23 protein-coding genes are annotated in these 24,596 nt (G+C 72.0%); 6 read left to right on the forward strand and 17 right to left on the reverse strand.

Annotation, left to right across the window (positions count from 1 at the left end; all coding sequences use genetic code 11):
• Nucleotides 1-41 precede the first annotated feature (41 nt).
• The 10 genes from ACIBHY_RS28030 to ACIBHY_RS28075 all read right to left on the reverse strand — a co-directional run bounded on the left by ACIBHY_RS28030 (nt 42) and on the right by ACIBHY_RS28075 (nt 10,919).
• Complete coding sequence (locus ACIBHY_RS28030; protein WP_397308138.1) at nt 42-1,265, reverse strand: serine/threonine-protein kinase; 1,224 nt, start codon at nt 1,263-1,265, stop codon at nt 42-44.
• Nucleotides 1,266-1,300: 35 nt separating this feature from the next.
• Complete coding sequence (locus tag ACIBHY_RS28035; RefSeq protein WP_397245114.1) at nt 1,301-3,076, reverse strand: serine/threonine-protein kinase; 1,776 nt, start codon at nt 3,074-3,076, stop codon at nt 1,301-1,303.
• 16 nt (nt 3,077-3,092) lie between these two features.
• Nucleotides 3,093-5,141, reverse strand: coding sequence for a protein kinase (locus ACIBHY_RS28040; protein WP_397245116.1), 2,049 nt, complete (start codon nt 5,139-5,141; stop codon nt 3,093-3,095).
• Nucleotides 5,142-5,247: 106 nt separating this feature from the next.
• Complete coding sequence (locus ACIBHY_RS28045; RefSeq protein ID WP_397245118.1) at nt 5,248-5,796, reverse strand: YbaK/EbsC family protein; 549 nt, start codon at nt 5,794-5,796, stop codon at nt 5,248-5,250.
• Nucleotides 5,797-5,821: 25 nt separating this feature from the next.
• Nucleotides 5,822-7,366, reverse strand: coding sequence for a flavin monoamine oxidase family protein (locus ACIBHY_RS28050; protein ID WP_397308139.1), 1,545 nt, complete (start codon nt 7,364-7,366; stop codon nt 5,822-5,824).
• Nucleotides 7,363-8,214 (reverse strand): M55 family metallopeptidase, encoded by an 852-nt coding sequence (locus ACIBHY_RS28055; protein ID WP_397245122.1) that lies wholly within the window; start codon nt 8,212-8,214, stop codon nt 7,363-7,365. Before ACIBHY_RS28055 ends, ACIBHY_RS28050 begins: the two co-directional genes overlap by 4 nt.
• Complete coding sequence (locus tag ACIBHY_RS28060) at nt 8,202-9,407, reverse strand: DUF6395 domain-containing protein (protein WP_397245124.1); 1,206 nt, start codon at nt 9,405-9,407, stop codon at nt 8,202-8,204. The genes ACIBHY_RS28055 and ACIBHY_RS28060 overlap by 13 nt, the downstream gene beginning before the upstream one ends.
• The gene (locus ACIBHY_RS28065; protein WP_397245126.1) at nt 9,404-9,691 is read right to left on the reverse strand and encodes a hypothetical protein; all 288 of its coding nucleotides are present in this window, start codon (nt 9,689-9,691) and stop codon (nt 9,404-9,406) included. The genes ACIBHY_RS28060 and ACIBHY_RS28065 overlap by 4 nt, the downstream gene beginning before the upstream one ends.
• Before the next feature lie 20 nt (nt 9,692-9,711).
• Nucleotides 9,712-10,335 carry a class I SAM-dependent methyltransferase gene (locus ACIBHY_RS28070; protein WP_397245128.1) on the reverse strand — a complete coding sequence of 208 codons (624 nt, stop codon included), beginning with the start codon at nt 10,333-10,335 and terminating at the stop codon, nt 9,712-9,714.
• A gap of 14 nt (nt 10,336-10,349) precedes the next feature.
• Nucleotides 10,350-10,919, reverse strand: coding sequence for a TetR/AcrR family transcriptional regulator (locus ACIBHY_RS28075; protein ID WP_397308140.1), 570 nt, complete (start codon nt 10,917-10,919; stop codon nt 10,350-10,352).
• Between the two features lie 68 nt (nt 10,920-10,987).
• On the opposite strand from ACIBHY_RS28075, the gene ACIBHY_RS28080 reads away from it, so the two are divergent.
• Nucleotides 10,988-11,812: an alpha/beta fold hydrolase gene (locus ACIBHY_RS28080; RefSeq protein WP_397308141.1), complete on the forward strand. Its 825-nt coding sequence runs from the start codon at nt 10,988-10,990 to the stop codon at nt 11,810-11,812.
• A 72-nt stretch (nt 11,813-11,884) separates the two neighbouring features.
• A complete protein-coding gene (locus ACIBHY_RS28085; protein WP_397308142.1) occupies nt 11,885-12,337 on the forward strand; it encodes a hypothetical protein in 453 nt (150 codons plus the stop codon).
• A 1-nt stretch (nt 12,338) separates the two neighbouring features.
• Here the strand turns inward: ACIBHY_RS28085 and ACIBHY_RS28090 are convergent, their stop codons facing one another.
• Entirely contained in the window at nt 12,339-12,935 is a 597-nt protein-coding gene (locus ACIBHY_RS28090) for a TetR/AcrR family transcriptional regulator (protein WP_397245136.1), read from the reverse strand.
• A 91-nt stretch (nt 12,936-13,026) separates the two neighbouring features.
• Here ACIBHY_RS28090 and ACIBHY_RS28095 point away from each other — a divergent pair, with 91 nt between their 5' ends.
• The 4 genes from ACIBHY_RS28095 to ACIBHY_RS28110 all read left to right on the forward strand — a co-directional run bounded on the left by ACIBHY_RS28095 (nt 13,027) and on the right by ACIBHY_RS28110 (nt 17,678).
• Nucleotides 13,027-14,226 (forward strand): glycoside hydrolase family 1 protein, encoded by a 1,200-nt coding sequence (locus tag ACIBHY_RS28095; protein WP_397245139.1) that lies wholly within the window; start codon nt 13,027-13,029, stop codon nt 14,224-14,226.
• The gene (locus ACIBHY_RS28100; protein ID WP_397308143.1) at nt 14,223-15,674 is read left to right on the forward strand and encodes a family 20 glycosylhydrolase; all 1,452 of its coding nucleotides are present in this window, start codon (nt 14,223-14,225) and stop codon (nt 15,672-15,674) included. The genes ACIBHY_RS28095 and ACIBHY_RS28100 overlap by 4 nt, the downstream gene beginning before the upstream one ends.
• A 5-nt stretch (nt 15,675-15,679) precedes the next feature.
• Complete coding sequence (locus ACIBHY_RS28105) at nt 15,680-16,918, forward strand: MFS transporter (RefSeq protein WP_397308144.1); 1,239 nt, start codon at nt 15,680-15,682, stop codon at nt 16,916-16,918.
• Between the two features lie 148 nt (nt 16,919-17,066).
• Complete coding sequence (locus ACIBHY_RS28110) at nt 17,067-17,678, forward strand: class I SAM-dependent methyltransferase (protein WP_397308145.1); 612 nt, start codon at nt 17,067-17,069, stop codon at nt 17,676-17,678.
• Nucleotides 17,679-17,930: 252 nt separating this feature from the next.
• On the opposite strand, the gene ACIBHY_RS28115 is transcribed toward ACIBHY_RS28110, so the two are convergent.
• Genes ACIBHY_RS28115 through ACIBHY_RS28140 form a run of 6 tightly spaced genes read right to left on the reverse strand, consistent with a single transcriptional unit; the run spans nt 17,931 to nt 24,580 of the window.
• The gene (locus ACIBHY_RS28115) at nt 17,931-18,704 is read right to left on the reverse strand and encodes an enoyl-CoA hydratase/isomerase family protein (protein ID WP_397245147.1); all 774 of its coding nucleotides are present in this window, start codon (nt 18,702-18,704) and stop codon (nt 17,931-17,933) included.
• Nucleotides 18,705-18,723: 19 nt separating this feature from the next.
• Nucleotides 18,724-19,800 (reverse strand): ABC transporter ATP-binding protein, encoded by a 1,077-nt coding sequence (locus tag ACIBHY_RS28120; protein WP_397308146.1) that lies wholly within the window; start codon nt 19,798-19,800, stop codon nt 18,724-18,726.
• Nucleotides 19,797-21,287, reverse strand: coding sequence for an ABC transporter permease (locus tag ACIBHY_RS28125; RefSeq protein ID WP_397245151.1), 1,491 nt, complete (start codon nt 21,285-21,287; stop codon nt 19,797-19,799). The genes ACIBHY_RS28120 and ACIBHY_RS28125 overlap by 4 nt, the downstream gene beginning before the upstream one ends.
• Complete coding sequence (locus ACIBHY_RS28130) at nt 21,287-22,285, reverse strand: iron ABC transporter substrate-binding protein (RefSeq protein WP_397245153.1); 999 nt, start codon at nt 22,283-22,285, stop codon at nt 21,287-21,289. The genes ACIBHY_RS28125 and ACIBHY_RS28130 overlap by 1 nt, the downstream gene beginning before the upstream one ends.
• The gene (locus ACIBHY_RS28135; protein ID WP_397245155.1) at nt 22,272-23,615 is read right to left on the reverse strand and encodes a hypothetical protein; all 1,344 of its coding nucleotides are present in this window, start codon (nt 23,613-23,615) and stop codon (nt 22,272-22,274) included. The genes ACIBHY_RS28130 and ACIBHY_RS28135 overlap by 14 nt, the downstream gene beginning before the upstream one ends.
• Nucleotides 23,612-24,580: an NAD-dependent epimerase/dehydratase family protein gene (locus ACIBHY_RS28140; RefSeq protein ID WP_397308147.1), complete on the reverse strand. Its 969-nt coding sequence runs from the start codon at nt 24,578-24,580 to the stop codon at nt 23,612-23,614. The genes ACIBHY_RS28135 and ACIBHY_RS28140 overlap by 4 nt, the downstream gene beginning before the upstream one ends.
• Nucleotides 24,581-24,596 lie beyond the last annotated feature (16 nt).

The raw sequence follows: 24,596 nt of genomic DNA on the forward strand, positions 1-24,596 counted from the left end.
GGCCCCAGCTTACCGAACTTTGTTCCAGAGTTGGGGTGTGATCAGGCCGACATGAGGAAGACCACACCGGCCACCAGCGCGGTCCCGGCGAACAGCGCCAGAGTGATCGGGCTGAAGAACGTGCTCAGCCCGAACCACAGCGCCCCCGTCCCCGCGAACGTCGCCAGGTCGGCCACGATCCTGCGGTTCCTGAACGGCCGCCGCGAGGCCAGCGCCACTCCCGCGTCGGCCACGATCGCCAGCGCGAAGGCCGACAGCAGGAACAGCGACACCTCGGGCAGCGGCTCGCGTGCCGCCGCGGCCAGCAGCGACACGAACAGCCCCGACCCGATCACCCACCGCCTGCGCACCTTCTCCCGGTGCAGCGCGCGCTCCAGATCCACGTCCCGCCGGGCGCCGGGCCGCCATTCGCGGGTGGGCTCGGCGTGCGGATCGGCCACCAGGACCGGCGGCTGTGCCGTACCGGGGGAAGGTCCGCGGCTGTGGCCGCCGCGCGGGGCCGGTGTGGCGCCCAGCACCGCGCAGACCCGCGCGGCCGTCGGCCGCGCGGCGGGCTCACGCGCCAGGCACTCGCGCAGGAGCGGGGCCAGCCACTCCGGCACGCCGTCGAGGTCGGGCTCGTGATGGACCACCCGGTAGGCGACCGCGGAGGCGGGCCCCTTCCCGTACGGCTCCCGCCCCGTGGCGGCATAGGCCATGGTGGCGCCGAAGGAGAACACATCGGCCTCCATCCCCGCCTCCCGCCCCTCCAGCAGTTCCGGCGCGAGATAGCCGGGCGTCCCGATCACCGCGCCCGAGGCGGTCACCGACAGGGAGTCGAGCGCGAGCGCGATCCCGAAGTCGATCACCACCGGCTCGCCGTCGGCCATCATCACGTTGGCCGGTTTGAGGTCTCGATGGGTCACGCCCGCCTCGTGCATCGCCGACAGCGCCTCGGCCAGCCCGGAAGCCAGCAGCCGCAGATCGGCGACCGGCACCGTGACGGCGGAGAGCGGCTTGCCCTGCACATACCTGGTCACCAGGTAGGGCCGTTCGCCGTCCAAGGAGGCGTCCAGCACCTCGGCCACCCGCGCCCCGCGCACCCGGCGCATCGTCTCGACCTCACGCGCCAGCCTGGTCAGAGCGGCATCGTCGGCGGCCACGTGCGGATGCAGAATCTTGACCGCCACCGTCCGGCCCTCGGCGTCGAGCGCGAGATGCACCTCGCCGAACCCGCCCGCGCCGAGCCGGGACAGCAACCGGTACGGCCCCAGCTGCTCGCTCATACCCATCCTTTCCCCCGGTGGCAGGGACGGGACACTCAGGACCAGGGTGACAAGAATCCCAGCCCGGACTTCTTGAGCAGGTCGTCGGCCAGGCCGGTGAGGAGGCTGACGGCGCCGTCCTGGGCTTGGGCGGTCAGGCGGTCGATGACTTCGGAGGGAGGCTCCCAGGGGGTCCAGACGGTCTTCTGGCTGAAGGCGAACAACACCGCCAGCAGGGTCAGGGTGCCGACGGCCACCGTGGCGACCAGGGCGGCGCCCGGCGTACGCAGCACGCTCGTCAGGCTGCGGGTCACGGCCTTGCGCGGAGCGCCGCCGCCGGGCAGGACGAACAGGCCGAGCGTGAAGGCCCCGGCGGCGTAGGCGGCGGCCCCGTTGATGCTCATGCCGCCGCCCCAGCGCAGGATGCCCCAGACGATCGCGCCGAAGGCCAGGGCGAGCGGCACGTGCACGAGGGTCATCAGGGCGGCCTTCACCAGCGCCCACGGGGTGCCGACGATCGCCAGCAACGCGTCGGCCGAGCTGCCTCCCCCGCGCGCCCGTCGCCGGTTCACCATCTCGCCGAACAGGTACTCGCCGACGCGCAGCACGACCGCGAGCGCGATGGCGACCGCGCCGACGGTGACCGGGACCATGACCGTCATCGCGGTCAGCCCCACGAGCAGCAGGAACCCGACGAGCTGGCTGCCGACGACGAAGCGCTTGCGCTCCCCCGGCGGCGTGTACGGCCTGGCCTGCGTCTGCGGCGCGGGCGGCGGCGTATAGGGACGCACCTGAGGCGGCGCCGGGTATCCGGCCACCCGCTGGTCGGTGCGCGGCAGCGGCGCGGGCACGTACGGCGGCGGCGTGGGGTTGCGCGGCGCGGGCGGCGGCTTCTCCACCCGCTGCTTCTCCACCCTCGGCGGCTTGGAGTACTCGACCGGCGGCAGCAGGTCGGAGTAGTTGTCGCCGGCCGGCAGCACACGCGTGCCCGACGAGGGCGGCGGCGTGGTGGGCACCTCGTGGAAGGCGGTCCTGGTCGGGTCGAGCTGCCTGGCCATCCGCAGGAGTTCCTGGGCGCCGGGCCGCGAGCGGGCGTCGACCTGGAGGGCACGGCTCAGCCAGCCGCGCAGCCACATCGGCGCCTTGTCGAGCTGGGCCCGGCCTTCCATGATGTTGAAGCAGACCGCCTCGAACGTGCCCGTGCCGAACGGCGGCGCGCCCGTGGCGGCGAAGAAGACGGTGGAGGCCAGCGCGTGCACGTCGGCCGCCTGGGTGATCTCCGAGTCGCGGATGATCTCGGGCGCCAGATAGCCCGGCGTGCCGACGAACATCCCGGTCTGGGTCAGCCGCGTGGCGTTGACCAGGTGCGCGATGCCGAAGTCGATGACCAGCGGCTCCCCGCCCACGAGCATGACGTTGGAGGGCTTGAAGTCGCGGTGGATCACGTCGGCGGCGTGGATGGCCACGAGCGCCTGGCAGAGCCCGCGCGCCAGCCGTACCAGCTCGTAGTCACGCAGCGCCCCGTCGGCGAGGACGGTGTCCTCCAGCGTGCGGCCCGGCGCGAACCGGGTCACGACGTACGGCTGACCGCCCACGAGCTCGGCGTCGAGCACCTCGGCCACGTGCGAACTGCGCACGCGCCGCATGGTCTCGACCTCGCGGGTGAGCCGGTCGCGCGCCTTGAGGTCGGCGGCGACATGCGGGTGCAGGACCTTGACGGCCACCTGGCCGCCGTCGGCGTCCATGCCCAGGTGGACCACGCCCATGCCACCCTCGCCGATCTTCCTGACCAGCCGGTACGGCCCGAGCCGCTCTGGAACCTGCGTGTTCATCGCCTGGCTCCCTGCATCATCCCCCCGACTTCGACAGTTTCCCGAGCTGATCTTCCAGCTGCGAGACGTTCACTGGTGTCCATACTGCGCGCAAATTCGGCGACGTGCCGAACGTACCGATGGCGAGCACCAGTGAAAGCGCGGCGCCCGCCGCGAGCACCCCGGCCATCACCATGGCCGCTGTCCTTGAGGGTACGAGGGATGAGAGGGTCCTGCGCATCTGGCGGCCAGGTCCCTCGACGCCGGGACCGGCGCAAATGGTCCAGATGGCGACGGCCGCGCCCCAGGCCAGAGCGTTCGCCGGCACACTCCTGCCCAGCACTGTGAGCAGGAGGGTGACCGGCAGCCCGAGGATGGCGGCGTACAGGACCAGCGCCAGCGTGATCCCCGCCGACTTGACCAGCGCCTTCGGGTGGCTGAAGACGCGCAGCACGTCGAGCGCGGCGGCGCCGGTGGAGCGGCGCGCGCTCAGCTCGGGCTGGGCCAGGTCCGCGGCGCGCAGGAGCAGGGCGGCCGGGAGCGCCACCAGGGCCACGAGGACCGGGGCGATCGCGGCCAGGACGATCATGATGATCAGGAGCATCGCGCCGGCCACGCCGTACGCGCGGGACCGCTGCAGGAGCTGTCCCGGCCGCATTCCCGGGATGTACGGCTCGCGGCGCGTGGCCGGGTCCTGCGGGTACTGCTGCTGATGCGGCGGCGCCTGCACCGGAACGTAGGGCGGCGGCTCGGAGCGCACCCGCGTGGTCGGCACGTCGCCCTCGCGCGGAGGAGGCGGGTAGCTGTTGTGCCAGCCCTGCTGACCTGGCCACGGCACGCTGGGGGCGCCGCCGCCGTCCTGCATCTGGCGCAGCTCTTCCGGGGTGACTCTGCGGGTGGGCCACGGGTCGCCCTGGGCGGGAGTCTGCTGGTAGCCGGGCGGCCTGGCGTGCTGGTCGGAGTGCGCGGGGCCGGCCGGGGGCGCTCCGTGCTGCGGCGGCCCCTGCGCTCCCGACGCGGCGTGCGGGGGCGGCTGGCCGTGCTGGGGATGCGTGGTGACGTGCTGACCCTGGCCGCTCTGGCCCTGGCGTGGGCCCGAGGGGGACGGCGGGGCCTGGCCCTGCTGGGGACCCGAGGTGGCGGGCGGGGCCTGGCCGCCGTTCTGGGGGCCGTTGGGGAGCAGGGAGACGTACTGCTGAGGCGGCTGGGCCGGGGCCTGGGAGTCGCCGGTGCGGTCCGTGCGGGGGACGGTGGAGATCTCGTCGGGGATGGACCTGGCCGACTTGGGCAGCAGCCGCGCGGTCTGCTCCGCCAGCTCGGCCGCCTTGGGCCGCCGGGCGGGGTTGCGCTGGAAGGCCGCCTTCAGTAGCGGCTGCAGCACCGCCGGGGCCGCGCTGACGTCGGCCTTGCCCGCGGTGATGTTGTAGAAGATCATCTCCAGCGTGCCCTTGCCGAAGGGCGGCAGGCCGGTGCCGGCGAAGAGCAGCGTGCCCGCCCAGGCGTGCACGTCGACCTCCGGCCCCGCCTCCTGGCCCTCGATGATCTCGGGCGCGAGGTAGCCGGGCGTGCCGATGAACATGCCGGTCTGGGTCAGCCGGGTGGCGTCGACCGCCTGGGCGATGCCGAAGTCGATCAGCACCGGCTGGCCGTCGAGGATGAGCACGTTGCCCGGCTTGAGGTCGCGGTGGATCACGCCCACGGAGTGGACGGCGGACAGCGCGGAGGCCACGCCGTGCGCGACCGCGAGCAGCGCGGGCAGCTCCAGCGGGCCGTCGTCCCTGACGATCTCGTCGAGGGCGCGCCCGGCCACGTACCGGGTGACGATGTACGGCCGATGACCGGTGACGTCGGCGTCGACCACCTCGGCGATGTACTTGCTGCGCACCCGCCGCATCGTCTCGACCTCGCGCGAGAGCCGCCGCCTGGCGACCTCGTCGCCGGCGACCTCCGCACGCAGGACCTTGACCGCCACCTGCCGACCATGCTGATCGACAGCGAGGTGGACAACACCCATTCCGCCTTCACCGAGCCGCCTGAGCAGCCGGTAAGGGCCAAGTCGGTCATCGTTCATGGCATGAAGCACCATACCGGCTTAATCCCCGCCCACGAGATGAACCATGGGGCCACATTCCCACTCGTACAACGTCCGGATCAGCCCCATCGGTTTCCCATCCAACGGTCTCGAATACGTCTCAATGTCTAATGGTCGCGTCCGCTCTAGTGGCCAGGTCGAGAACCTCAGCCCCCTTGAGCCCGGCCAGCAGTGCCCCGGAAACGGCGAGCTTGGACCTGCGCACGCCGCTCCCGATGACGACCCTGTTATGCGATGCCACGTTCGAATCAACCAGGATAGGCCAGTCCGCCGGCAGTCCGAGCGGGGTGATGCCTCCGTACTCCATGCCGGTCAGCTCGACCGCCTCGGTCATCGGCGCGAAGCTGGACTTGCGGACGTCGAGGTGCTTGCGGATCACGCCGTTGACGTCGGCCCGCATGGTCGCCAGCACCATGCACGCCGCGTACCGCACCTCACCGCCCCGCTTTCCCGCCACGATCACGCAGTTGGCCGACTCGTCGAGTGCCACGCCGTACTTCTCACAGAACGCGGCGGTGTCGGCCAGGCCGGGGTCGATCGCGGCCACGTGGACGTCGTCGTCGGCGAGCGCGCGCACCGCCTCGGCCACCGGGCCGGCGAGGAGCTCGGTGTGTGTCGCCGCAGGCTGCCAGTGCAAAGTCTCTTCCATCCTCAGGACCTTACGCCCGCCGTCACTAGGGTGACTGCAGCACTCGTTGATGCAGCTGCGTGACGGCGTTGCGCGCGGACTCCATGGCCCCCGCCTGCCAGGCGATCAGGTGGGTGAGCCAGTCACCCGCGAAGTAGACCCTTCCGCTGGGGCGTTGCAGAAGAGTGAAGGACGAATCAAAGGCGGGCCAGCGGGCCCATCCGCCCTGGATGTGCGGCTGGCGTTCCCAGGCGACGGAGACGTCGGACAGCAGCTCCGCCCGGTACTTCTCGCCGTGGATCTTCTTGCCCTGGGTGAGTGCCCGGCGGCGGCGGTCCTCGGGGGTCAGGGCGCCGTACAGCTCGGCGTGCTCGTCGCTGGCGTAGTAGCCGACCACGAGGCCGCGCTGGGAGTGGTAGCCGTGGGAGGGGTACCAGATGTGGGTGATGTCGAGGTCGGTCTCGGTGATGCCGCCGTAGATCCGGTCGTCGATCTCCCACCAGCGCCGGCCGTACTCCAGGCCGATCTTGCCCGCCGCGACCGGGACGGGCCGCTTCAGGGCGGCCGTGACATCGGCGCCGAGGTTGTGCGTCATCTTGGCGAGGATGTGCGGCGGGAGCGTGGCCAGGCAGTAGTCGGCGGTGAGGGCGCCGCCGTTCCAGGTGACCTGGACGTCCTTCTCGCGGGTGGCGACCTCGGTGACCTGGACGCCGGTCCTGATGCGTTCGGGGCCGACGGCGGCGGTCAGGGCCTTGACGATGGCGTCCATGCCGCCGACCGGCTGGAACATGGGGGTGGCCTGTTCGTAGCCGAAGTCGTTGGTGATGGCGCGGCCGGTGGCGGCGGCGAGGACCTGGTGGAGCGAGCCGGGCGGATCGAGCCGGATGCCGTTCTGGGTGGCCGGATATTTCACGAATCCGCGGCGGGCGGAGCCGTTGTAGTCGTAGGCCGGGCCGAGGTCGCCGAAGCGGCGCAGGAACTCCAGCAGCCGTTCCTTGTCGTCCTTGGTGAGCTTGCGGTTGAGCTGGCCGACATTCGTGGCTTTGGCGAGGAGTTCGGCGATATATCCGTACATGTCGGCTCGGGCGGCCTTCGCCCGGACCGTCCGCCCGTTGGTGTGCACGAACGCGTTGGCGTTGTTGTTGATGAACGCCTCGATCGGAATGCCCAGCTCACGGCAGTAGTCCATGGTGACCATCCACGGCGCGATCCGCCCGGGTCCGGCGTTGAAGTACACGCCCTCCCCGAACCGCACGTCCTGCGCGGGCCCGCTCGTCTCGGTCAGCCGGTCGCCGCCGCGCAGCGTCAGGTTCCGCCCGCCGGCCTGCGCCCGCGCCTCCAGCAGCGTGCAATCGTAGCCGGCCTTGCCCAGCTCGTACGCGGCCGTCAGCCCCGCGACCCCCGCCCCGATGATCACCACCTTGGCCGAGGCCTTGCCGCGCAACGTGAAGTCGCCCGGAGACGGCGGTGTGAACGCCTTCTCCTGTTCGTCGGGCGCCAGCCCCAGCGCCCCCATCGCCGCGTACATCGCCCCCGCTCCCCCGGCCGCGCCGATCCCGACCAGGAGCCCGCGCCGGGTGACCGTATTCATCCGTAAGGGCCGCTTCCGCAGGCGACCTGACCGCCGATGGTCGCGAACAGCCCGAACAGCGCCATGATCTGGGTGAAGTCGTCGGTCGTGAACTCGATGTGGCGCGTCCCCGCCGCCTTCACACCCGGGATCAGCGCCACCGCCGCCGCGATGGCGGTGGAGTTCCACTCCACTCCCAGCGTGTACGGCGCCGCCACCGCATAGGGCGTGAAGTCCGCGACCCGGTTCAGCGCCCGCTCCGTCGCCTCGCGGATCCTGGCCTGGGCCACACTCGGCGGCAGCAGTTCGGCGGAGAACTTGTCGATGCCCTTCTTGACCGCGACCGTCTCGACGTCGCCGAGCAGCTCGCGGGCCTCCTCGCCGACCGCCTCGTCCCCGGCGACCAGCACGACCGGCACCCCGTGGAACCCGGCGCACGCGGCCACGATCCTGGTCTCGCCGCAGACCTCGCCGTTGAGGTAGACGTTCTGGATCTCCTTGCCCATCCACGTGTGGTTGAGCACCCCGTGCGGCACCCCGGCCATGGCGTGGTAGCCGACGAAGCAGGCGGCCTGGAAGGAGGCGTCGAGTCCCTGGGCCATCCGCTGCGACTTGCCCGGCCCTCTGATGAGCGTGGCGCGCGGGTCGAGCAGGTCGATCCGCAGGTTCTTCGTGGAGCCGTGCGCGTCGTTGACCAGCACGTTCGTCGCCCCGGCCGCGAACGCTCCCTCGATGGCCGCGTTGGCGTCGGCCGTCATGAGCTCGCAGCCGCGTTCGTAGCCGCGCTTGCCCGCGTGCATCTCCTCCGGGTCGGTCAGCCCGGTCACGCCTTCCATGTCGACCGACAGATAGACCTTCACGATCCCCATTCCTCCACGCGCCGTGCCTCGCCGGGGGTCATCAGCCCGGCGTTCTCCGCCATGAACGCACTCGCCGGCTCGCGCCACGGCTCGGGGATCTCGGCCAGGGCGGGCGGGTAGCAGCGCTCCAGCCAGCTCGTGGACTCCTCCGTGGCGTCGAAGTGGTCGAGGGCTCCGGCAAGTATGGAGCCTTCCACACGGGGGATGCGGGCCAGGCCGTACTCGATCATCTCCATGCCGCCGTAAGGCGGCTTGCGCAGCCATTTGCGCACCACGGCGCGGTCGGCGGTGAGCGGCGTGTCGAGCGGCCGCCGTTCCACGGCGGCCTGGATGATCTCCTTGTAGAAGCATTTCCCGCAGGTACGGCAGGGCCCGTCGCCGCCCTGGAGGCACCAGCGGACCTGGGCCCTGAGCGCCGAGCCGAGCGCCAGCCGCATCGTCACGGCCTCGCTGACCCCGCCGACCGGCAGCACGATGGGCACGCCCGCGGCGGCGAACAACCGGCCCCACGCCCCGTGCGGCGCCCACATCGGGTTGTCCGGCGTGAACCGCAGCAGGTACCGGTCACCGCCCAGCCATCGGGAGCCGAGTTCGTAGCCGAACGCGAGCCCGCCGAGGTCCATCCGGTCGGCGAGCAGCAGCGCGCCCGCCGCGACGGCGTGGTGCTCGGGGTATCCGGGACGCGGCTCGGCGAGCGTGAACTCCAGGTCGGAGGTGACCGTGGTCAGCTCGCGGCCGGTCTTCTTCGCCAGCTCGGCCAGCACGTCGGAGCGGTAGTGGGTCCACCGGTTGGGCACCCTCGGGTGCGGCACCCTCCTGAAGTGCACGAACGGCGCCTCGGGGAAGATCGCCGCGGCCGCGGCGGAGTCGGCGCCGCCGCTGTAGGAGATCGCCAGCGTCCGGCCCTGGCTCCTGGGCGGCCCGCCGACGGGGCCCGCCTCGATCCCCCACCCGTCGTGCAACGCCTGCGCCACCTCGGCGGAGACGGGCCGGTCGAAGGTGATCCGCCTGCGTGTCCAGGGCGCGACGACCGACCAGGCGGCCACGGCGAACAGGTCGGGGTGCGCGTCGTCCGGCACGCCGCCGAACGCGCACGAGCTGGTCCTGAGCTTGACCGGGTGCTCGTCGGCCGCCCTGCCGGTGATCTCGTCCTCGGGGTCGAGGCGGAAGGCCAGCTCGGCGCCGTCCCAGGCGACCCTCACGAGCGCTCCTTGAGCCCGTCGATCGCCTGCCAGACCAGCACCTCGTTCTGCAGGACGTGGTCGAGCGCGTCCGCCGTCTCCCTGGACAGCCGCTGCGCGTCACCGGTCCTGGAGGCGAGCTGCCTGACCTCCTCCTGGAGGGTGACGACCTCGCGCCGGAGCGTCTGGACCTCCCAGAGGGCGTCCTTGATGTCCTGGCGATGATCCGCGACCGAGATGTACCGGGAGTCGAACCAGCCACGTACCGCCCTACGCAGCCGTACAGGAACCAGGACGCGCATCATGAACCGTCACCATACCGGCATCAGCCCCCATATTCGGGTGTTCTCCCGGGCTTCTCCCAGATCACCGAATACCGGCGCAGCAGGTGGCGGCGGTACCGCGAGCCGGGCAACAGCCGCCGGGCCTTCCGCCGTACCTGCCCGTATCCCATCTGGACGGCGGCGGCGGGCATGCCCGGCGGCCCGGCGGCCCGCCGCACCTTCTTGATCAGCCATACGACGGCCAGCCCCGGGACCCTGACCAGCCAGTCCGCGAGGGTGACGTCGCGGGCCAGCCCGACCACCACCAGCCTGCCGCCGGGACGCAGCAGCTCCCGCATCCTGACCAGACCCGCCTCGAAGTCCATGTGGTGGATCGTGGACACCGAGCAGATGAAGTCGAACCCCTCCCGCGGCAGGTCGGCGGCGAGGAAGTCGCCCTCCAGGAGAACGACGTCCCGGCTTCCTCCGGTCCGCTCCCGGGCGCGCGCGATCATCTCCGGCGAGGTGTCCACGCCGGTGACCCGCCCGGCCTTCCCGGCCAGCTTCGCCACGAGCAGGCCGTCCCCGCAGCCCACGTCCAGCGCCTCAGCGCACCCTTGCGGCACCTCGCGCAGAATCCCGGGGTGGCGGGCGACATTGGTGTTCCAGTACGTCTCGTCCGGCACGGGGTGGCCGTCTCCTATCGGGGTGCGCGCAGGCCGTTCAAGGTGATGGCGACCAGGCGATGGACCGCGGCCTCCGACGGCATCCCGGCGGCCGCGGTGAGCGCGTGCAGGCAGTACGCGGCCAGCTCGTCCGGGGCGGCGTCGGCGCGGACGACGCCGGACTCGGCGGCATCGGCGATCAGGTCGCGGACCATGGTGTGGACGCGATGGTAGGCGCCGGCCACGTCCTGGTCGCGGTGCAATTGGGCGGCCAGACCGGTGTCCGGGCGATGGTGGGCCAGCTCGGCGCAGGCGGTCAGCACGGCTTCGAGGCGTTCGCCCGGATCGGTGGCCAGCGCACGGACCTGCTCCAGCCGCTGGAGATGGTGCTCGACGTGGCGCTGGTGCCACGCGTGCAGAATCGCCTCGATATCGGAGAAGTACTTGTACAGGGTGGCGCGTCCGATTCCGGCCTCGGCGGCGATGCTCGACATCGTCACCCCGGTGAGTCCTCGTTCGGCGACCAGGGTCGCCGTGGCGTCGAGGATCGTCTCGCGGGCGTCGCGGCGGTGCGCCTCGACGATCTCCTTCCACTGCGCGGCCATCCTCGTAGCGTACAGTCCGTAGACACAGTGTCTTGCCCGCAAACAACATGTCTCATAGAGTGTCGCGCATGCCGAAACTTCAGGTGCCCGGCGCCGTGCTCTCGTACACGGCGACAGGGGCCGGGCAGACTCTGCTGCTGATACCCGGCGCGGGCGGCACCGGCCTCGCGTTCGCGCGGGTCGCGCGGCGGCTGGCGGCCGAATACACCGTGGTTCGTTACGCGCGTCGCGGGTTCTCCGGCAGCCGCGTCGCGGGGCCACCCGGCGAAGCCCTGCCGGCCGTCGACGCGGATGACGCCGCCCGGCTGATCGAACACGTCGGCGACCGGCCCGCCGCCGTGTTCGGCGAGAGCTCGGGAGCGCTGGTGGCCTTGGAACTCCTCACCCGGCATCCCGGCCACGTGGACGCCGTCGTACCGTTCGAACCACCCGCGATGCGCCTGCTGCCCGACGGGCAGCGCTGGATCGACCTGTTCCACGACGCGTACGACACCTACCGCCGGCACGGTATGCGGCCCGCGCTGAAGTTGTTCCGCGAGAACACGTTCGCCGAGCCCGACCGCAAGGCCATGAACGCCGGCAGGGGACTCCACCTGCTCATCCCACCGATACGGGCGAACGTCGCGCACTGGTTCGAGCATGAGCTCCGGCCGTATCCCGCGGGCACGCTCGATCTGACCGCCCTGGCCGCGCTGCGCACCAAGATCATCCCAGCGGTGGGGCGGGCCTCGCGCGGGTATCCCTGCTACCGGGCGACCGTGGAACTCGCCGACCGGATCGGCCTCCAGGTCGCGGAGTTCCCCGGCGGCCACCTGGCCCACCTCACCGAACCGGCGGCGTTCTGCCGAGAGCTCGGGCGACTGCTCACCAACCGGGTCGATGACCCCGGATAGCCCCTCGACGCGGTTTCACCGGTCTGGTAAGCCTGGAAAAGGACCCTGGACAAGCTGTCGAGGTGATCTTCGATGGGTCATGGGCGATTACGCGTACTGGCCGCAGGGGCGGTCGTTCTCGTTTCCGGGCTGAGTCTGTGCGCGGCTCCCGCCGACGCCGCCGGCCCCGTCGGGGGCAGTTCGCGTGAGGCGAGCGCCTTCGACTGCACGGTGAAGGCCGTGGTCAGCTGGAACAGGAACGCGAACAGGTACACCTACCGGGGCTTTGGATCCTGCGCCAAGACCCGCAAGATGCGCATCTGGTGCTTCCCTGTGCACCGCCACTGGAACGGCATCTCGGCGACCTGGCATTCGCACACCGGATACGAGATTCGTCAGGGGCCGAACGTCACGAGGCGTGTGGACACCGGCGGCTCGACGATCAGCGGCGGGAATGAGAACACCTACAAAATCAACTGCAAGCTCGAACTCGACGGCAGGTTCTGGCTGCGCGTGAAAGTGGAAACCGCGCCCTTCCACCTGTAGTTCAGGGCGAGCGCAGGGCCGCCAGGAGCGTGCGATGCAGGGCCGCGAGGTCGGCCGCCATGTCGATCTCCGGCTCCAGCAGCCACTGGATCTGCAGCCCGTCCAGGGCGGCGATCAGGATCCGCGCGGCCCACTCGCTGTCGACCCGACCGGCGCCGAGGCCGGGGTCGGGAGCGAGGACGGGGTCGGCCAGCGCGGCGGCGCCCTCGCGGCGGAAACGGGCGTAGCGCTCGGCGAAGAAGTCGTGTGCCGGATGTTCCGGCTCGGCGGCGGCCGCCGCCACATCGAGGAAGAGCTTGACCAGGCCCGGCGTGGAGACGTTGTCGGCCAGCATCTTCGCCCCGGCCGGGGGGTCGGTGAGGGCGCTGCCGTACATCTCGGCGCTGATCTCGTCCCTGGCCTCGAGTACGGCGGTCAGCAGACCCTCGCGGCTGCCGAAATGGTGCAGCACCCCGGTGTCGGTCATGCCGACCCGCTTGGCGATGTCGCGCACCGACACCTTGCGGCTGCCGGCCTCCGCGTAGATCTCCAGGGCGGCCCGCAGGATCTGCTCTCGCTTGGCCGAGGTCTTGGCGTACGGGCCCCGTGGTGCGCTCACGCGGAGGATTCTAGCGACACGAAACTATTGAGGTCCAAGGTTTTCGTGGTTACGCTGAGGCGCCACCACCCCCCACCTCCAAGGACCATCCATGCACCGTTCTCTTCCCGACGGCTTCCTCTGGGGAGCCTCCAGCTCCGCCCACCAGACCGAAGGCGGCAACACCAACAGCGACTGGTGGGCCATGGAGCACAGCTCCACCGGCACCGGCCACATCAAGGAACCCAGCGGCGACGCCTGCGACAGCTACCACCGCTGGCGCGAGGACATGGACCTGCTGGCCGGCCTCGGCTTCACCGACTACCGCTTCAGCATCGAATGGGCCCGCATCGAACCGGCACCGGGCGAATTCTCCAGGGCCGCACTCGACCACTACCGCCGCATGGTCGACGGCGCCCGCGAACGCGGGCTGCGGCCCATGCTGACCCTGCACCACTTCAGCACCCCGGCCTGGTTCGCCCAGCACGGCGGCTGGCCGGCGGCCGACTCCGCCGACCTGTTCGCCCGCTACGTCGAAGCCGCCGCCCCCGTGTACGCCGAAGGCGTCGAGCACGTGTGCACCATCAACGAACCCAACATGCTCGCCACCATGGCCGGCTTCATCCAGCTCCTCACCACCGGCGCCGTCATGCCCGAGGCGGGCCTGCCCGAGCCCGACCAGGCCGTCTCCCAGGCACTAGTCCGCGCCCACCGCCGCGCGGCCGAGGCGGTCAAGACCCACGCGCCCCACGTGCGGACCGGCTGGACCGTCGCCAACCAGGTCTACCAGCCGCTGCCCGGCGCGGAACACGTCGCCGCCGCCTACTCCCACCCCCGAGAAGACGTCTTCCTCCAGGCCGGGGCGGACGACGACTGGCTCGGCGTGCAGTCCTACACCCGTACCCGCATCGGCCCCGACGGCCCGCTGCCCGTGCCCCCGGACGCCGAACGCACCCTGACGGGCTGGGAGTACTACCCCGCCGCGCTCGGGCACGCCCTGCGCCACACCGCCGCCGTCGTCCCCGGCGTCCCGCTGATCGTCACCGAGAACGGCATCGCCACCGCCGACGACACCCGCCGCGTCGCCTACGCCGGCGCCGCCCTCACCGGCATGGCACAGGCGATGGCCGACGGCGTCGACGTACGCGGCTACTTCCACTGGAGCGCCCTGGACAACTACGAATGGGGCACCTACGCGCCCACCTTCGGCCTCATCCACGTCGACCGGGAAACCTTCGCCCGCACCCCCAAACCGTCGGCCGCCTGGCTCGGCGCCATCGGCCGCACCCGCGCCCTGCCGTACCAGCCATGAAGGCCGCACGCGTCACGGTCGGCGACCCGTCGCTCCAGCCCGTCGCCGACGTCGTCGCCGACCTCGCGCGCCCCCACCCGCCCCTCACCACCGACCTGCACCTGACCCTCGGCGACCTCACCCTCGCGCCGGTGGCCGCGGGCGCGCCCATCAGCGGCGGCGACGAGTGCCACCGCATCACCACCACCCCCACCGCCACCGTCTGCCGGGCCCGCACCCACCAGGGCCTGTTCCGCGCCGCCCTGCACACCAGCCTGTACGGCCCGCCGCACGCCGAGACCGTCGAAGACGGACCCCGCTACGCCTGGCGCGGCCTCATGCTGGACACCGCGCGCCACTTCTGGACCGTTCCCGAGCTGCGCCAGATCATCGACCTGGCCGCCATCCACCGGCTCAACGTCCTGCACCTGCACCTCACCGACAACGAGGGCTGGCGGATCCAGATCCCCGGCCTGCCCCGCCTCACCGCCGGCACCCCGCACTACAGCACCGCCGACTACACCGAGCTGCAACGCTACGCGGCCCGGCGGCACGTCGTCATCGTTCCCGAGATCGACTTTCCCGGTCACAGCGCCGCCGCCCTGCGCGCCTACCCCGACCTGGCCGTCCTGCCCGCGCCGACCGGCTGGAGCGCCCAGTTGCCCGCCCCCGTCGCCCTCGACCCGCGCGAGGCCACCACCCGCGACTTCGTCTCCCACGTCCTGACCGAGCTGTGCCGCATGACCGAAGGCCCCTACGTCCACTTCGGCGGCGACGAGGCCTTCGGCATGGACGGCACCCTCTACGACCAGGCCGTCGTCCTGGCCCGCGCCGTCATCCGCGCCGGCGGCAAGCAGCCGCTCGGCTGGCAGGAATCCGCACGCGCCGGCCTCGACCCCGGCGACGTCGCGCAGTGGTGGGTCGACCCCGAGATGATCGACCTGCCCACCCCCGGCGACCTCGACCGGCGCCCCGAACTCGCCGCCCTGGGCCTGACCGGCGACCTCATCGCCACCATCACCGAATTCTTCGCACCCTCCGGCGACGACCTGGCGCGCATCGTCGGGGCCGGTGGACGAGTTCTGCTGTCGCCACAGTCGCACCTCTACCTCGACCGGCCCTACGCCCCCGCGATCGTCCCGGAAGCGCAGCGGGAACGCGCCGCCGGCCTCGGATTCATCTACGAGCCCCGCACCGTCCGCGACACCGCCGGCTGGGACCCCGGCGCGTACGGGCTCGGCGACGAGCACGTGGCCGGAGTGGAGGCGGCCCTGTGGAGCGAGACCCTGCGCGGCTTCGACGACCTGACCACCATGCTCCTGCCCCGCCTGGCCACCATCGCCCGTACCGCCTGGACCGGACGGCCCACCCCCTGGAACGAAGAACGACGGCACCTGGCGGCCGACGGACGCCTGTGGGCGCAACGAGGCCTGACGTTCCTGCGCTCCACCGAAATCGACTGGACCTGAACGCCGTGACGGACCACGAGACACACACCCCTGCCGTCACCCCGATGCGGCGGCTGTTCCTTTCCATTCCCTTCGCCAGCGCCGCCGCGCCGCTCGCCTACGCGGTCGCCGCCTACTACCTGCCTCTGCAGGTCCAGGCCATCGACGCCGCCGCCAAGATCGAGAACCTCAGCCTCGTCCAGACCCTCAGCGCGATCGCCGCCATGCTCGCCCAGCCCCTGATCGGCATCCTGTCCGACCGGACCCGCACGCGGCACGGCGCCCGTACCCCCTGGATGCTGGCCGGCGCCGCCATCGGCGCCGTCGGCATGGTCGTCGCGGGGTTGTCCACCGCGATCGCCCACCTCGTCGTGGCCATGATGATCCTGCAGTTCGGCTTCAACGCCTTCCAAGGTCCGCTGTCGTCGATCCTGCCCGACCGCGTCCCCACGGACCGGCGCGGCCGATTCTCCACCCTGATCGGGCTCGGCACCGTCCTGGCCGCGCTCCTCGGCCCCGTCCTCGCCTCCGCCTTCGCCGGCCGTATCCCCGTCGGCTACCTGAGCGTCGCGGGGCTCGTCCTGCTGACCATCGTGATCTTCCTCGCGCTCAACCCCGACCGCGACAACCGGCACCTCCCCAGGCCGTCGCTGCCGGCCCGCGCCCTCGCCCGCGCCTTCTGGGTCAACCCCGCACGCCACCCCGACTTCTTCTGGGCCTTCCTCGGCCGCATCCTCATCTTCGGCGGCTTCGCCATGACCAACACCTTCCAGCTGTACATCGCCCAGGACCACATCGGGCTCACCCTCGACGAGGCCGCGCGCCTGGTTCCCCTCATCGGCCTGGCGGGGCTGCCCGGCTTCCTGCTGGCCATCGGGTTGTCCGGGCCGCTGTCCGACAGGCTGGGCAGGCGCAAGCCCCTCGTGCTGGCGGGCGGGCTCATCATCGCCGTCTCCGCGCTGTTTCCCGTGTTCTGGCCCACCGTGACCGGGCTGATCGTCTCCGCGGTCGTCCTGACGATCGGGTTCGGCACCTTCATCTCCGTCGACATGGCCCTGGTCTCCGAAGTGCTCCCCCACAAGGACGACTACGCCAAGGACCTCGGCGTCATCAACATCGCCGCCACCCTGCCCAGCACCGTCGCACCCGTGGCCGCCGGGACCATCGTCACCGCCTTCGGCGGCTACGGCGCCCTCTACCTGGCGGTCACCGTCGTCGCCGCGCTCGGCGCCCTCGCCGTGCTTCCGATCAGGTCGGTGCGCTGAGCCCCGCCCGGTTCTCCATCAGGATCGGCAGGTCACGCGCCTGCCGGTCACGTGGGTGGACGGCGTTGACTGGCACAGTGGACACGTGGACGGCCATCGTCCACGATTGCGGCCAGGGCCTCGCCCACACCTGATCGCGCAGACAACCATGAACCGCAGACCCGCCGACGACAGCCGCCTCTCCTTCCTGCTGGAATTCGCCCGCCACCCGATGACCGTCGGCGCCGTGACCCCGAGCAGCACCGCCCTGGCCCACGCCATCACCGCACCGATCCCGCGCACGGGCGCCCCGGTCGTCGTCGAACTCGGCGCGGGAACCGGCGCGTTCACCCAGGTGATCCAGCGACTGCTCGACGGCCGCGGCCACCACATCGCGGTGGAGAGCAACGAACAGTTCGCCCGCCGGCTGGCCGCCCGATTCCCCACCGTGGACGTCGTGGCCGGCAACGCCCGGCAACTGCCCGCCCTGCTGACCCGGCGCGGCCACCTGCCCGCGGACGTGATCGTCAGCGGCCTGCCGTGGGCCGCGTTCCCACCGGCCAAGCAGCGCGACGTCCTGGACGCCGTGGTGGGCTCACTCTCCCGGGAGGGCGCGTTCACCACGTTCGCGTACGCACACCTGCGCTGGGCCACCCCGGCACGCAGACTCCGCCGATCCCTGGAGGCGTCCTTCGAAGAAGTGGTGGTGGGCCGGACCATCTGGGCCAACATCCCCCCAGCCTTCATCTACCACTGCCGCAGACCCGCCCAATCCCCCTGACCCGCACGTGCGGCCCCCGACAACAGGAACCAGTGGTCAACCCGCTTCTCGGCTCCGCTCGATCCCACGATTTCGACCTTGAGCGATCGCCTTTGACGCGTGGCAAGCAAAGAGGCGGTGTCATCAGGCTTCGGGTGGCCTCATGCCTCGCCGCCCCGGTCAAGACACGGGGACCGGGGCCGGGAGGCCCCGGCAAGGGGGCTCGGCTCCCCCGTCAGAACGGCCCGAGCGAAGCGAGGACCTTGCCTTTGGTTAGTTGCCGGTGAACTTGGGTTTGGTCTTTTCGGTGAAGGCGCGCATGCCCACCTTGGCGTCCTCTGTCGCGAACAGGCCGGAGAACTGCAGGCGTTCGATCTCCAGGCCGGTGTCCAGGTCGACCTCCAGGCCCTGGTCGACTGCCTGTTTCGCGGCTCTCAGCGCTATGGTCGGGCCGGCTGCGAAGGTTGACGCCCATTCCAGTGCGGCCGTGTACACCTGGTCGTCGGCCACCACCTTGTCCACCAGGCCGATGGACAACGCCTCCTCGGCCGTCACGTGGCGGCCGCTGAAGATCAGGTCCTTGGCCTTGGACGGGCCCACCAGCCTTGGGAGGCGCTGGGTGCCGCCCGCGCCGGGGATGATGCCCAGGAGGATCTCGGGCTGGCCCAGTTTCGCGCCTTCTCCGGCCACTCTGAAGTCCGCGCACAAGGCCAGCTCGCAGCCGCCGCCCAGCGCGTATCCCGTGATCGCGGCGATCACCGGCTTGCCGATTCTGGCCACGGCGGTGAAGCAGTCCTGGAGGATGCGGGAGTGGGCGGACATGTCGGCGTAGGACATGTCGGCCATTTCTTTGATGTCGGCTCCGGCGGCGAAGACGCGCTCGCCGCCGTAAAGGATCACTGCCTGCACCACGGGGTCGGCGTCGACCAGGCGGGCGGCTTCGGCGATCTCCTGTTGTACCTGCCCGTTGAGGGCGTTCATCTTGGGACGATCGAGTCTGATCGTCGCGATCCGGTCGGCCACCTCGACACGCACGAACTCACCCATGCCAGGCACGCTACCGGAATCACTCTCCGAAGAAGAGGACGGGTCCTTCCACGCGCACACCCACCGTGTCGCCGACGCGGTACGCCAGCTCTCCCCTCGCCCTGGCGCGCACCACCACACCGCCGGGCAGCACGACCGTGACCGCGGCGTCGTGGCCGAAGAACTCCACCCGCTCCACACGGGCCACGCCCCCGCGTTCCAGCACAAGCTGCTCGGGCCGCAACGCCACCCAACCGCTTCCCGACGCGCCGTCACCCCGCCACGACCCCCCGCCGTCGCCCTGCGGTGCCGCCTCGCCCCTCGCCGAGGCATCGTCGGCCCTTAGCGAGCCGAGGGCGCAGGTGACCGTCCCGTTCGAGGCGAGGGCCTCCAGGACCACCGCCTCGCCGACGAACGTCGCCACGCCCAGGTCGGCGGGGCGGGCGTAGAGCTCCTCCGGGGCGCCCTGCTGGACGATCACGCCGTCTCGCATCACGGCCACGGTGTCGGCCATCGACAGCGCCTCCTCCTGGTCGTGGGTGACCAGGACCGCGGTCGCGCCAGCCTTCTTGAGCGCCGCGCGCACGTCGTCGCGGACGGTTCCGCGCAACGACCGGTCCAGCGCGTTGAACGGCTCATCGAGCAGCACCACCCCCGGCCGCGGGGCAAGCGCGCGGGCGAGCGCGACCCGCTGCTGCTGTCCCCCACTCAGCTGGTACGGCATCCGCGAGCCGTACCCACCGAGCCCGACCAGTTCCAAGCACTCCTCCACCCGCTCCGCGACCCCGGCCCCAGCCCGCCGGAAGAGCCCGCGAACCAACCCGAACCCCACGTTCCCCGCCACCGACAGGTGCGGGAACAACGCGGCGTCCTGCGGCACGATCCCCACCCGCCGCTTCTCCGGCGCCAGCCCGCCCACCTCGGCCCCGCCGATCCGCACGGACCCGGCGTCGGCCCGTTCGAACCCGGCCACGATCCGCAGCAACGTCGTCTTCCCGCACCCGGACGGCCCCAGCACCGCCGCCAGATCCCCGTCGGCCACCTCCAGCGCGGCACCCCGCAACACCGGCGCGCCCCCGAACGCCTTCGTCACCCCGGAAACGGCGAGCCCGCTCATGTCCCCCGCCTTCCCAGCAGGAATCCCGGCACCGCGGCCAGCGCCATCAGCAGTGCCGCGTACGGCGCCGCCGCCGCGTAGGCCCCCGCCCCCGTCTCCGTCCACAGCCGCGTGGCCAGCGTCTCCATGCCGGTGGGCCGCAGCAGGATCGTGGCAGGCAGTTCCTTCATCGCGGTGAGGAACACCAGCGCCGCCCCCGCGAGCACGCCCGGCAGCGCGAGCGGCAGCGTCACCTGCCGCACCGCCCCCAGCGGGCCGCGTCCCAGAGACCGCGCAACCTCTTCCAGCACCGGCGGCGACTGGAGAACGGAGGTCCGCACCGCCCCCACCGCCGCGGGCAGGAACAGCACCGCGTAGGCGAGCACCAGCAACGGCCACTGCTGATAGATCGGATAGGCGTAGCGCACGGCGAAGAACACCAGCGACAACGCGACCACCACACCGGGCAGCGCGTGCCCCACATAGGCCGACCGCTCGGCGAACCGGGAAAGCCGCCCCCGATGCCGGGCGGCGACGATCCCCACGGGTACGGCCAGCACGACTGTCACCACCGCCCCCGCGGCGGAAACACCCAGCGTGGCCCCGGTGGCCGCGGCCAGCGCCCCCGGGTCGAGCCCGCGCGAGGACCCGGCCACCAGCCAGTAGAGGATGCTGACCAGCGGAAACCCGACCGCCAGCGACGCCACGAGCGCGGCCCAGGCCAGCGCGGGCGCCTTCCAGGTCCGTACGTCGACACGGCGCCGGGCGGGGCTGCCCCGCAGGGCATAGGCGGCCCGCCCCCGCGTACGGCCCTCGGCCAGCACGATCAGCAGAGTGATCACCACCAGCGCCAGGCCGAGCACAGCGGCGGGAGTGCGATCGAACCCAGCCCGGTAGGACGTGTAGATCTGCGTGGTGAAAACGTCGAAGCGCATGATCGACACGGCGCCGAACTCGGCCAGCACGTACATGGCCACCAGCAGCCCGCCCGCCGCCGCGGCCGGCCGGAGCTGACGCACCACGACGGCCATGCGCCCGCGGCCGAGTGACAGCGCGACCTCTTCGAGCGCCGGGTCCATCCGGCCGAGCGCCGCCGCCACGGGAAGGTACACGTAGGGGTAGGTGCACAACGTGAGCACCAGCGCCGACCCCCAGAACCCCGAGACGCCGGGGAAGGCGGCCACCCACGTGTACGCCGCCACGTAGGACGGCACCGCCAGCGGCAGCGCGGCCAGCGCGCCCCACACCTTGCGCCCCGGCAGGTCGGTCCTGACCACCAGCCACGCCAGCGACACCCCCACGACCAGGCAGGCGGCCGTCACCACCGCCGCCAGCCCGAGGCTCCGTACGGCCAGCTCCGCCGTACGGACGCGAAGGAGCGCTCCGGCGAACGCGGCGGGACCGCCCTCGGCCGCCCGCACCACGAGATAGGCGACGGGCGCGAGCGAGAGCGCGGCGGCCAGCAGGGCGGGCAGCAGCAGCGCCGCGGGGACGCGGCCGCGTGGCATCAGACGAGGCCCGTGTCCTGGAGCAGTTTGAGCGTCTGCTCCAGCGAGTCGAGCTTGGCCAGGTCGATCTGCGGGCCCTTGAGGGCGTCGAGCTTGGGCAGGGCGGGGTCCGGTTCGACTCCGGCGACCAGCGGGTACTCCTTCGTGGTCTGCGCGAAGTACCGCTGGGCGTCGGGGCTGAGCAGGTAGTCCACGGCCTTCTGTGCGGCGGGCACGTGCTTGGACGCCTTGAGCGTGCCGGCGCCGGCCACGTTGATGAGCGCGCCGGGGTCGCCGCCCGGCAGGTAGGCCAGCTTGGAGGGGATCTGGCCCTGTTCCGCGGTCTTCTCGTACCAGTAGTAGTGGTTGATCAGGCCGAGCTGGAGTTGCCCGGCGTCGACGGCGTTGAGGATCTTGATGTTGTCGCCGAAGCTCTGGACGTCGTTGGCCTTCATGCCGGTGAGCCACTTCCTGGCGGCGTCCTCGCCTTTGAGCACCCGCAGCGCGGTCACGAACGCCTGGAAGGAGGCGTTCGTCGGCGCCCAGCCGACCTTGCCCTTCCACTTGGGGTCGGTCAGCTCGAAGACGCTCTTGGGCGGCGCGGCCACGGTGCGCGGGTCGTAGACGATCACCCGGGAGCGGCCGGAGACGCCCACCCAGTCGGCGCCGCGGTACTGCCGCGGCACCTTCGCCAGCGTCTCCTGCGGCACCGGCGCGAGGACGCCCTGCCTGGACAGCGCGCCCAGTGCGCCCGCGTCCTGGGAGAAGAAGACGTCGGCGCGGGTGCGCTCGCCCTCTTCCATGATCTGGGCGGCCAGTTCGGCGCTGTCGCCGTATCTGACCTGGACGTTCAGGCCGGTGGCCGACTTCAGGCGGGCCAGCAGCGGGCCGACGAGCTTCTCGTTGCGGCCGGAGTAGATCACCAGGGAGTCGTCGGCGAAGCCCTCGGCCCCGCCGGACCCGCATGCGCTCGCGGCCAGCAGGACCAGAGCCGCGGCGATCAGCCTACGCACGGACATGGGACTTCCTCAGGTTGATCGTGAACAACAGGACGAGCACCGCCGCCCACGCCAGATGCGCGGGCCAGAAGCCGGGCCGCCGGTAGTCGGGCAGGACGTTCGCGACCGCCTGGTAGACGGGCGAGGCCACCTCTTGGAAGCCGGACACCCAGGTGAGCCGCCCGGCCAGGCCGTCGGCGACCAGCCAGGCGTAGGTGAGCACGCCCGACAGGCCGAGCGCCGCCGCCGCGACGCGTTTCCAGGTGCGGTCCAGCCAGCACAGGATGAGGATCAAGGCCAGCGGGAGCACCACGACGAGCTGGCGGCCGGGCCACCAGAAGCCGTGCATGGTCACCGCCGCGAACGTCGCCGTCAGCCAGCCCGCCGCCAGCGGCAGCACGAGGCTCACGCGTCTGATCCCCAGTGCGAGCGCCGGGACCAGCAGCAGCCAGGCGGGCTGCCAGGCGGCCAGGCCGTACCCCTGGTCGACCAGCAGGCCGGTCAGCCGCAGCGCGCGTCCGGCGAGGTCGGGGGCGAAGCCCATCACGCCCCATTCGCCGGAGTTCTGGAAGTGGTCGCCGCTGGCGTAGACGGTCCAGCCGCCCCAGATCAGGCGGTGGACGGCCAGGTACAGCGCGCCCATGACGGCGAAGGCCGCCGGCAGCGCCTTCGATCGGGTACGCCACAGGCCGAGGGCGGCCAGCGCCAGCGCCACGGGCACGTACTTGACCGACAACCACGGCAGCGCCGACACCACCGCCGCGAAGGCCCAGATCCTCGGGGTGCCCAGGAGCGCGACGGCGCCGACCACGGCCAGCGCCGCGGGCGCCTCGGGGTAGACCTGCTGTCCGTAGACGGCCGCCGGCGCGCTCGCCGCCGCGATCGCCACCCCCGCCGTCGCGATCTTCAGGGGTACGGCGAAGCGGCGCACCGCCGTCCACAGGGTGAGGACGGCCAGGGCCCCGGCCGTCAGCGCCATGACCGCCTTGGCCGCCACCCAGCCGCCGAGGCGCATCGGGATCGCGAGCACGAGGGGCAGCAGGGGGTCGTGCGGGCTGATCTGGGCGCCGCCGTCGAGCACCTCGGTCTGGACGGGCAGCTCCGCGCCGCCCCACGGGACCCAGCGGCGTTCGGCCAGTTCGTCGGAGATGTCCAGCGAGCGGTCCTCGGCCAGGGAGAGGGCGGTGAGCAGGTACTGGGGCTCGTCGACGGCCACGTGCGCGCCGAACGTGGACGGCACCCCGATCCCCAGCACCGCCGCCACGACGGCCACCACCCCGGCCAGCGCCATCCCGCGGTAGAGCCCAGGGGAGTCCACCCCGGTGACGGCGACACCCGCCCCCGCGATCACGACGCCGCCCAACCAGTCGCCGCCCAACCCGGAGCCGAGCAACCCGGAGCCGCCAAACCCGGAGCCGCCGAACCGGTCGCGGCCGGAACGCCGGTGGGCGTGGTCAGGACGTGGGCGTACTGGCGGCGGACCACGTCGAGCAGGTCGGTCTCCGGTGTCCAGCCGGTCAGCGCCCGCAACCGGCGGGTGTCGGCCAGCGAGTCGCCCGGCTCCACCGGCGGGGCGGGCTCGATCGCGTAGCGCACCCGCGCCCCGGTCACCTCGGCCACGGCTCCGGCCAGCTCCCGCAACGTGCGTCCCCGGCCCGTGCCGATGTTGACCACGCCGGGCACCCCGGTCAGCGCGATCACGGCCTGGGCGGCCTGCCGTACGTCGGTCACGTCGCGGGTGCGCTCCAGCGAGCCGAGCACCCGCAGCGGGCGGCCGCGCGCGGCGGCCTCCAGCCAGAGCGACAGCGCCATGTCCGGCCGCTGGCCCTCCCCCGCGACGGTGAACGGGCGGACCACGGTCACCGGCCGCCCGGCGCACAGGTGTTCCAGGGCGAGTTTGCCGCGGGCGTAGCCTCCGGCCGGGCGGGGCTGGTCGGCCTCGTGGCTGGGACGGCCGTGGCGGGCGCCGCCGTACACGGAGCTGGAGGAGGCGATCATGAGCGGGACCCGGCGCGGGACCGCGGCCAGCACCCGCGCGCCCGCGAGCACGTTGTCGCGGTGCCTGCGGCGGGCGAGGCCGGGGCCGCCGCCGCGCACGCCGGGGCAGCCGGCCAGGTGGTAGACGGCGTCGGCGTCGGCCAGGGCGGCGCCGACCAGGTCGTCGTCGTCGAGCAGGTCGGCGGTGAGCGCGGTCAGTCCGGCGCGGGCGGCCTGCGGCCGCCGGTCGACGCCGATCACCCGCCGGCCCGCGGCGAGCAGCGCCTCCGTCAGGGCCCGGCCGATGAAGCCCGCGGACCCGGTCACGACGACTGTCACCCGCGTCCCTTTCGCT

It is taken from the genome of Nonomuraea sp. NPDC050547, assembly GCF_044457345.1.
Classification (GTDB): Bacteria; Actinomycetota; Actinomycetes; order Streptosporangiales; family Streptosporangiaceae; genus Nonomuraea.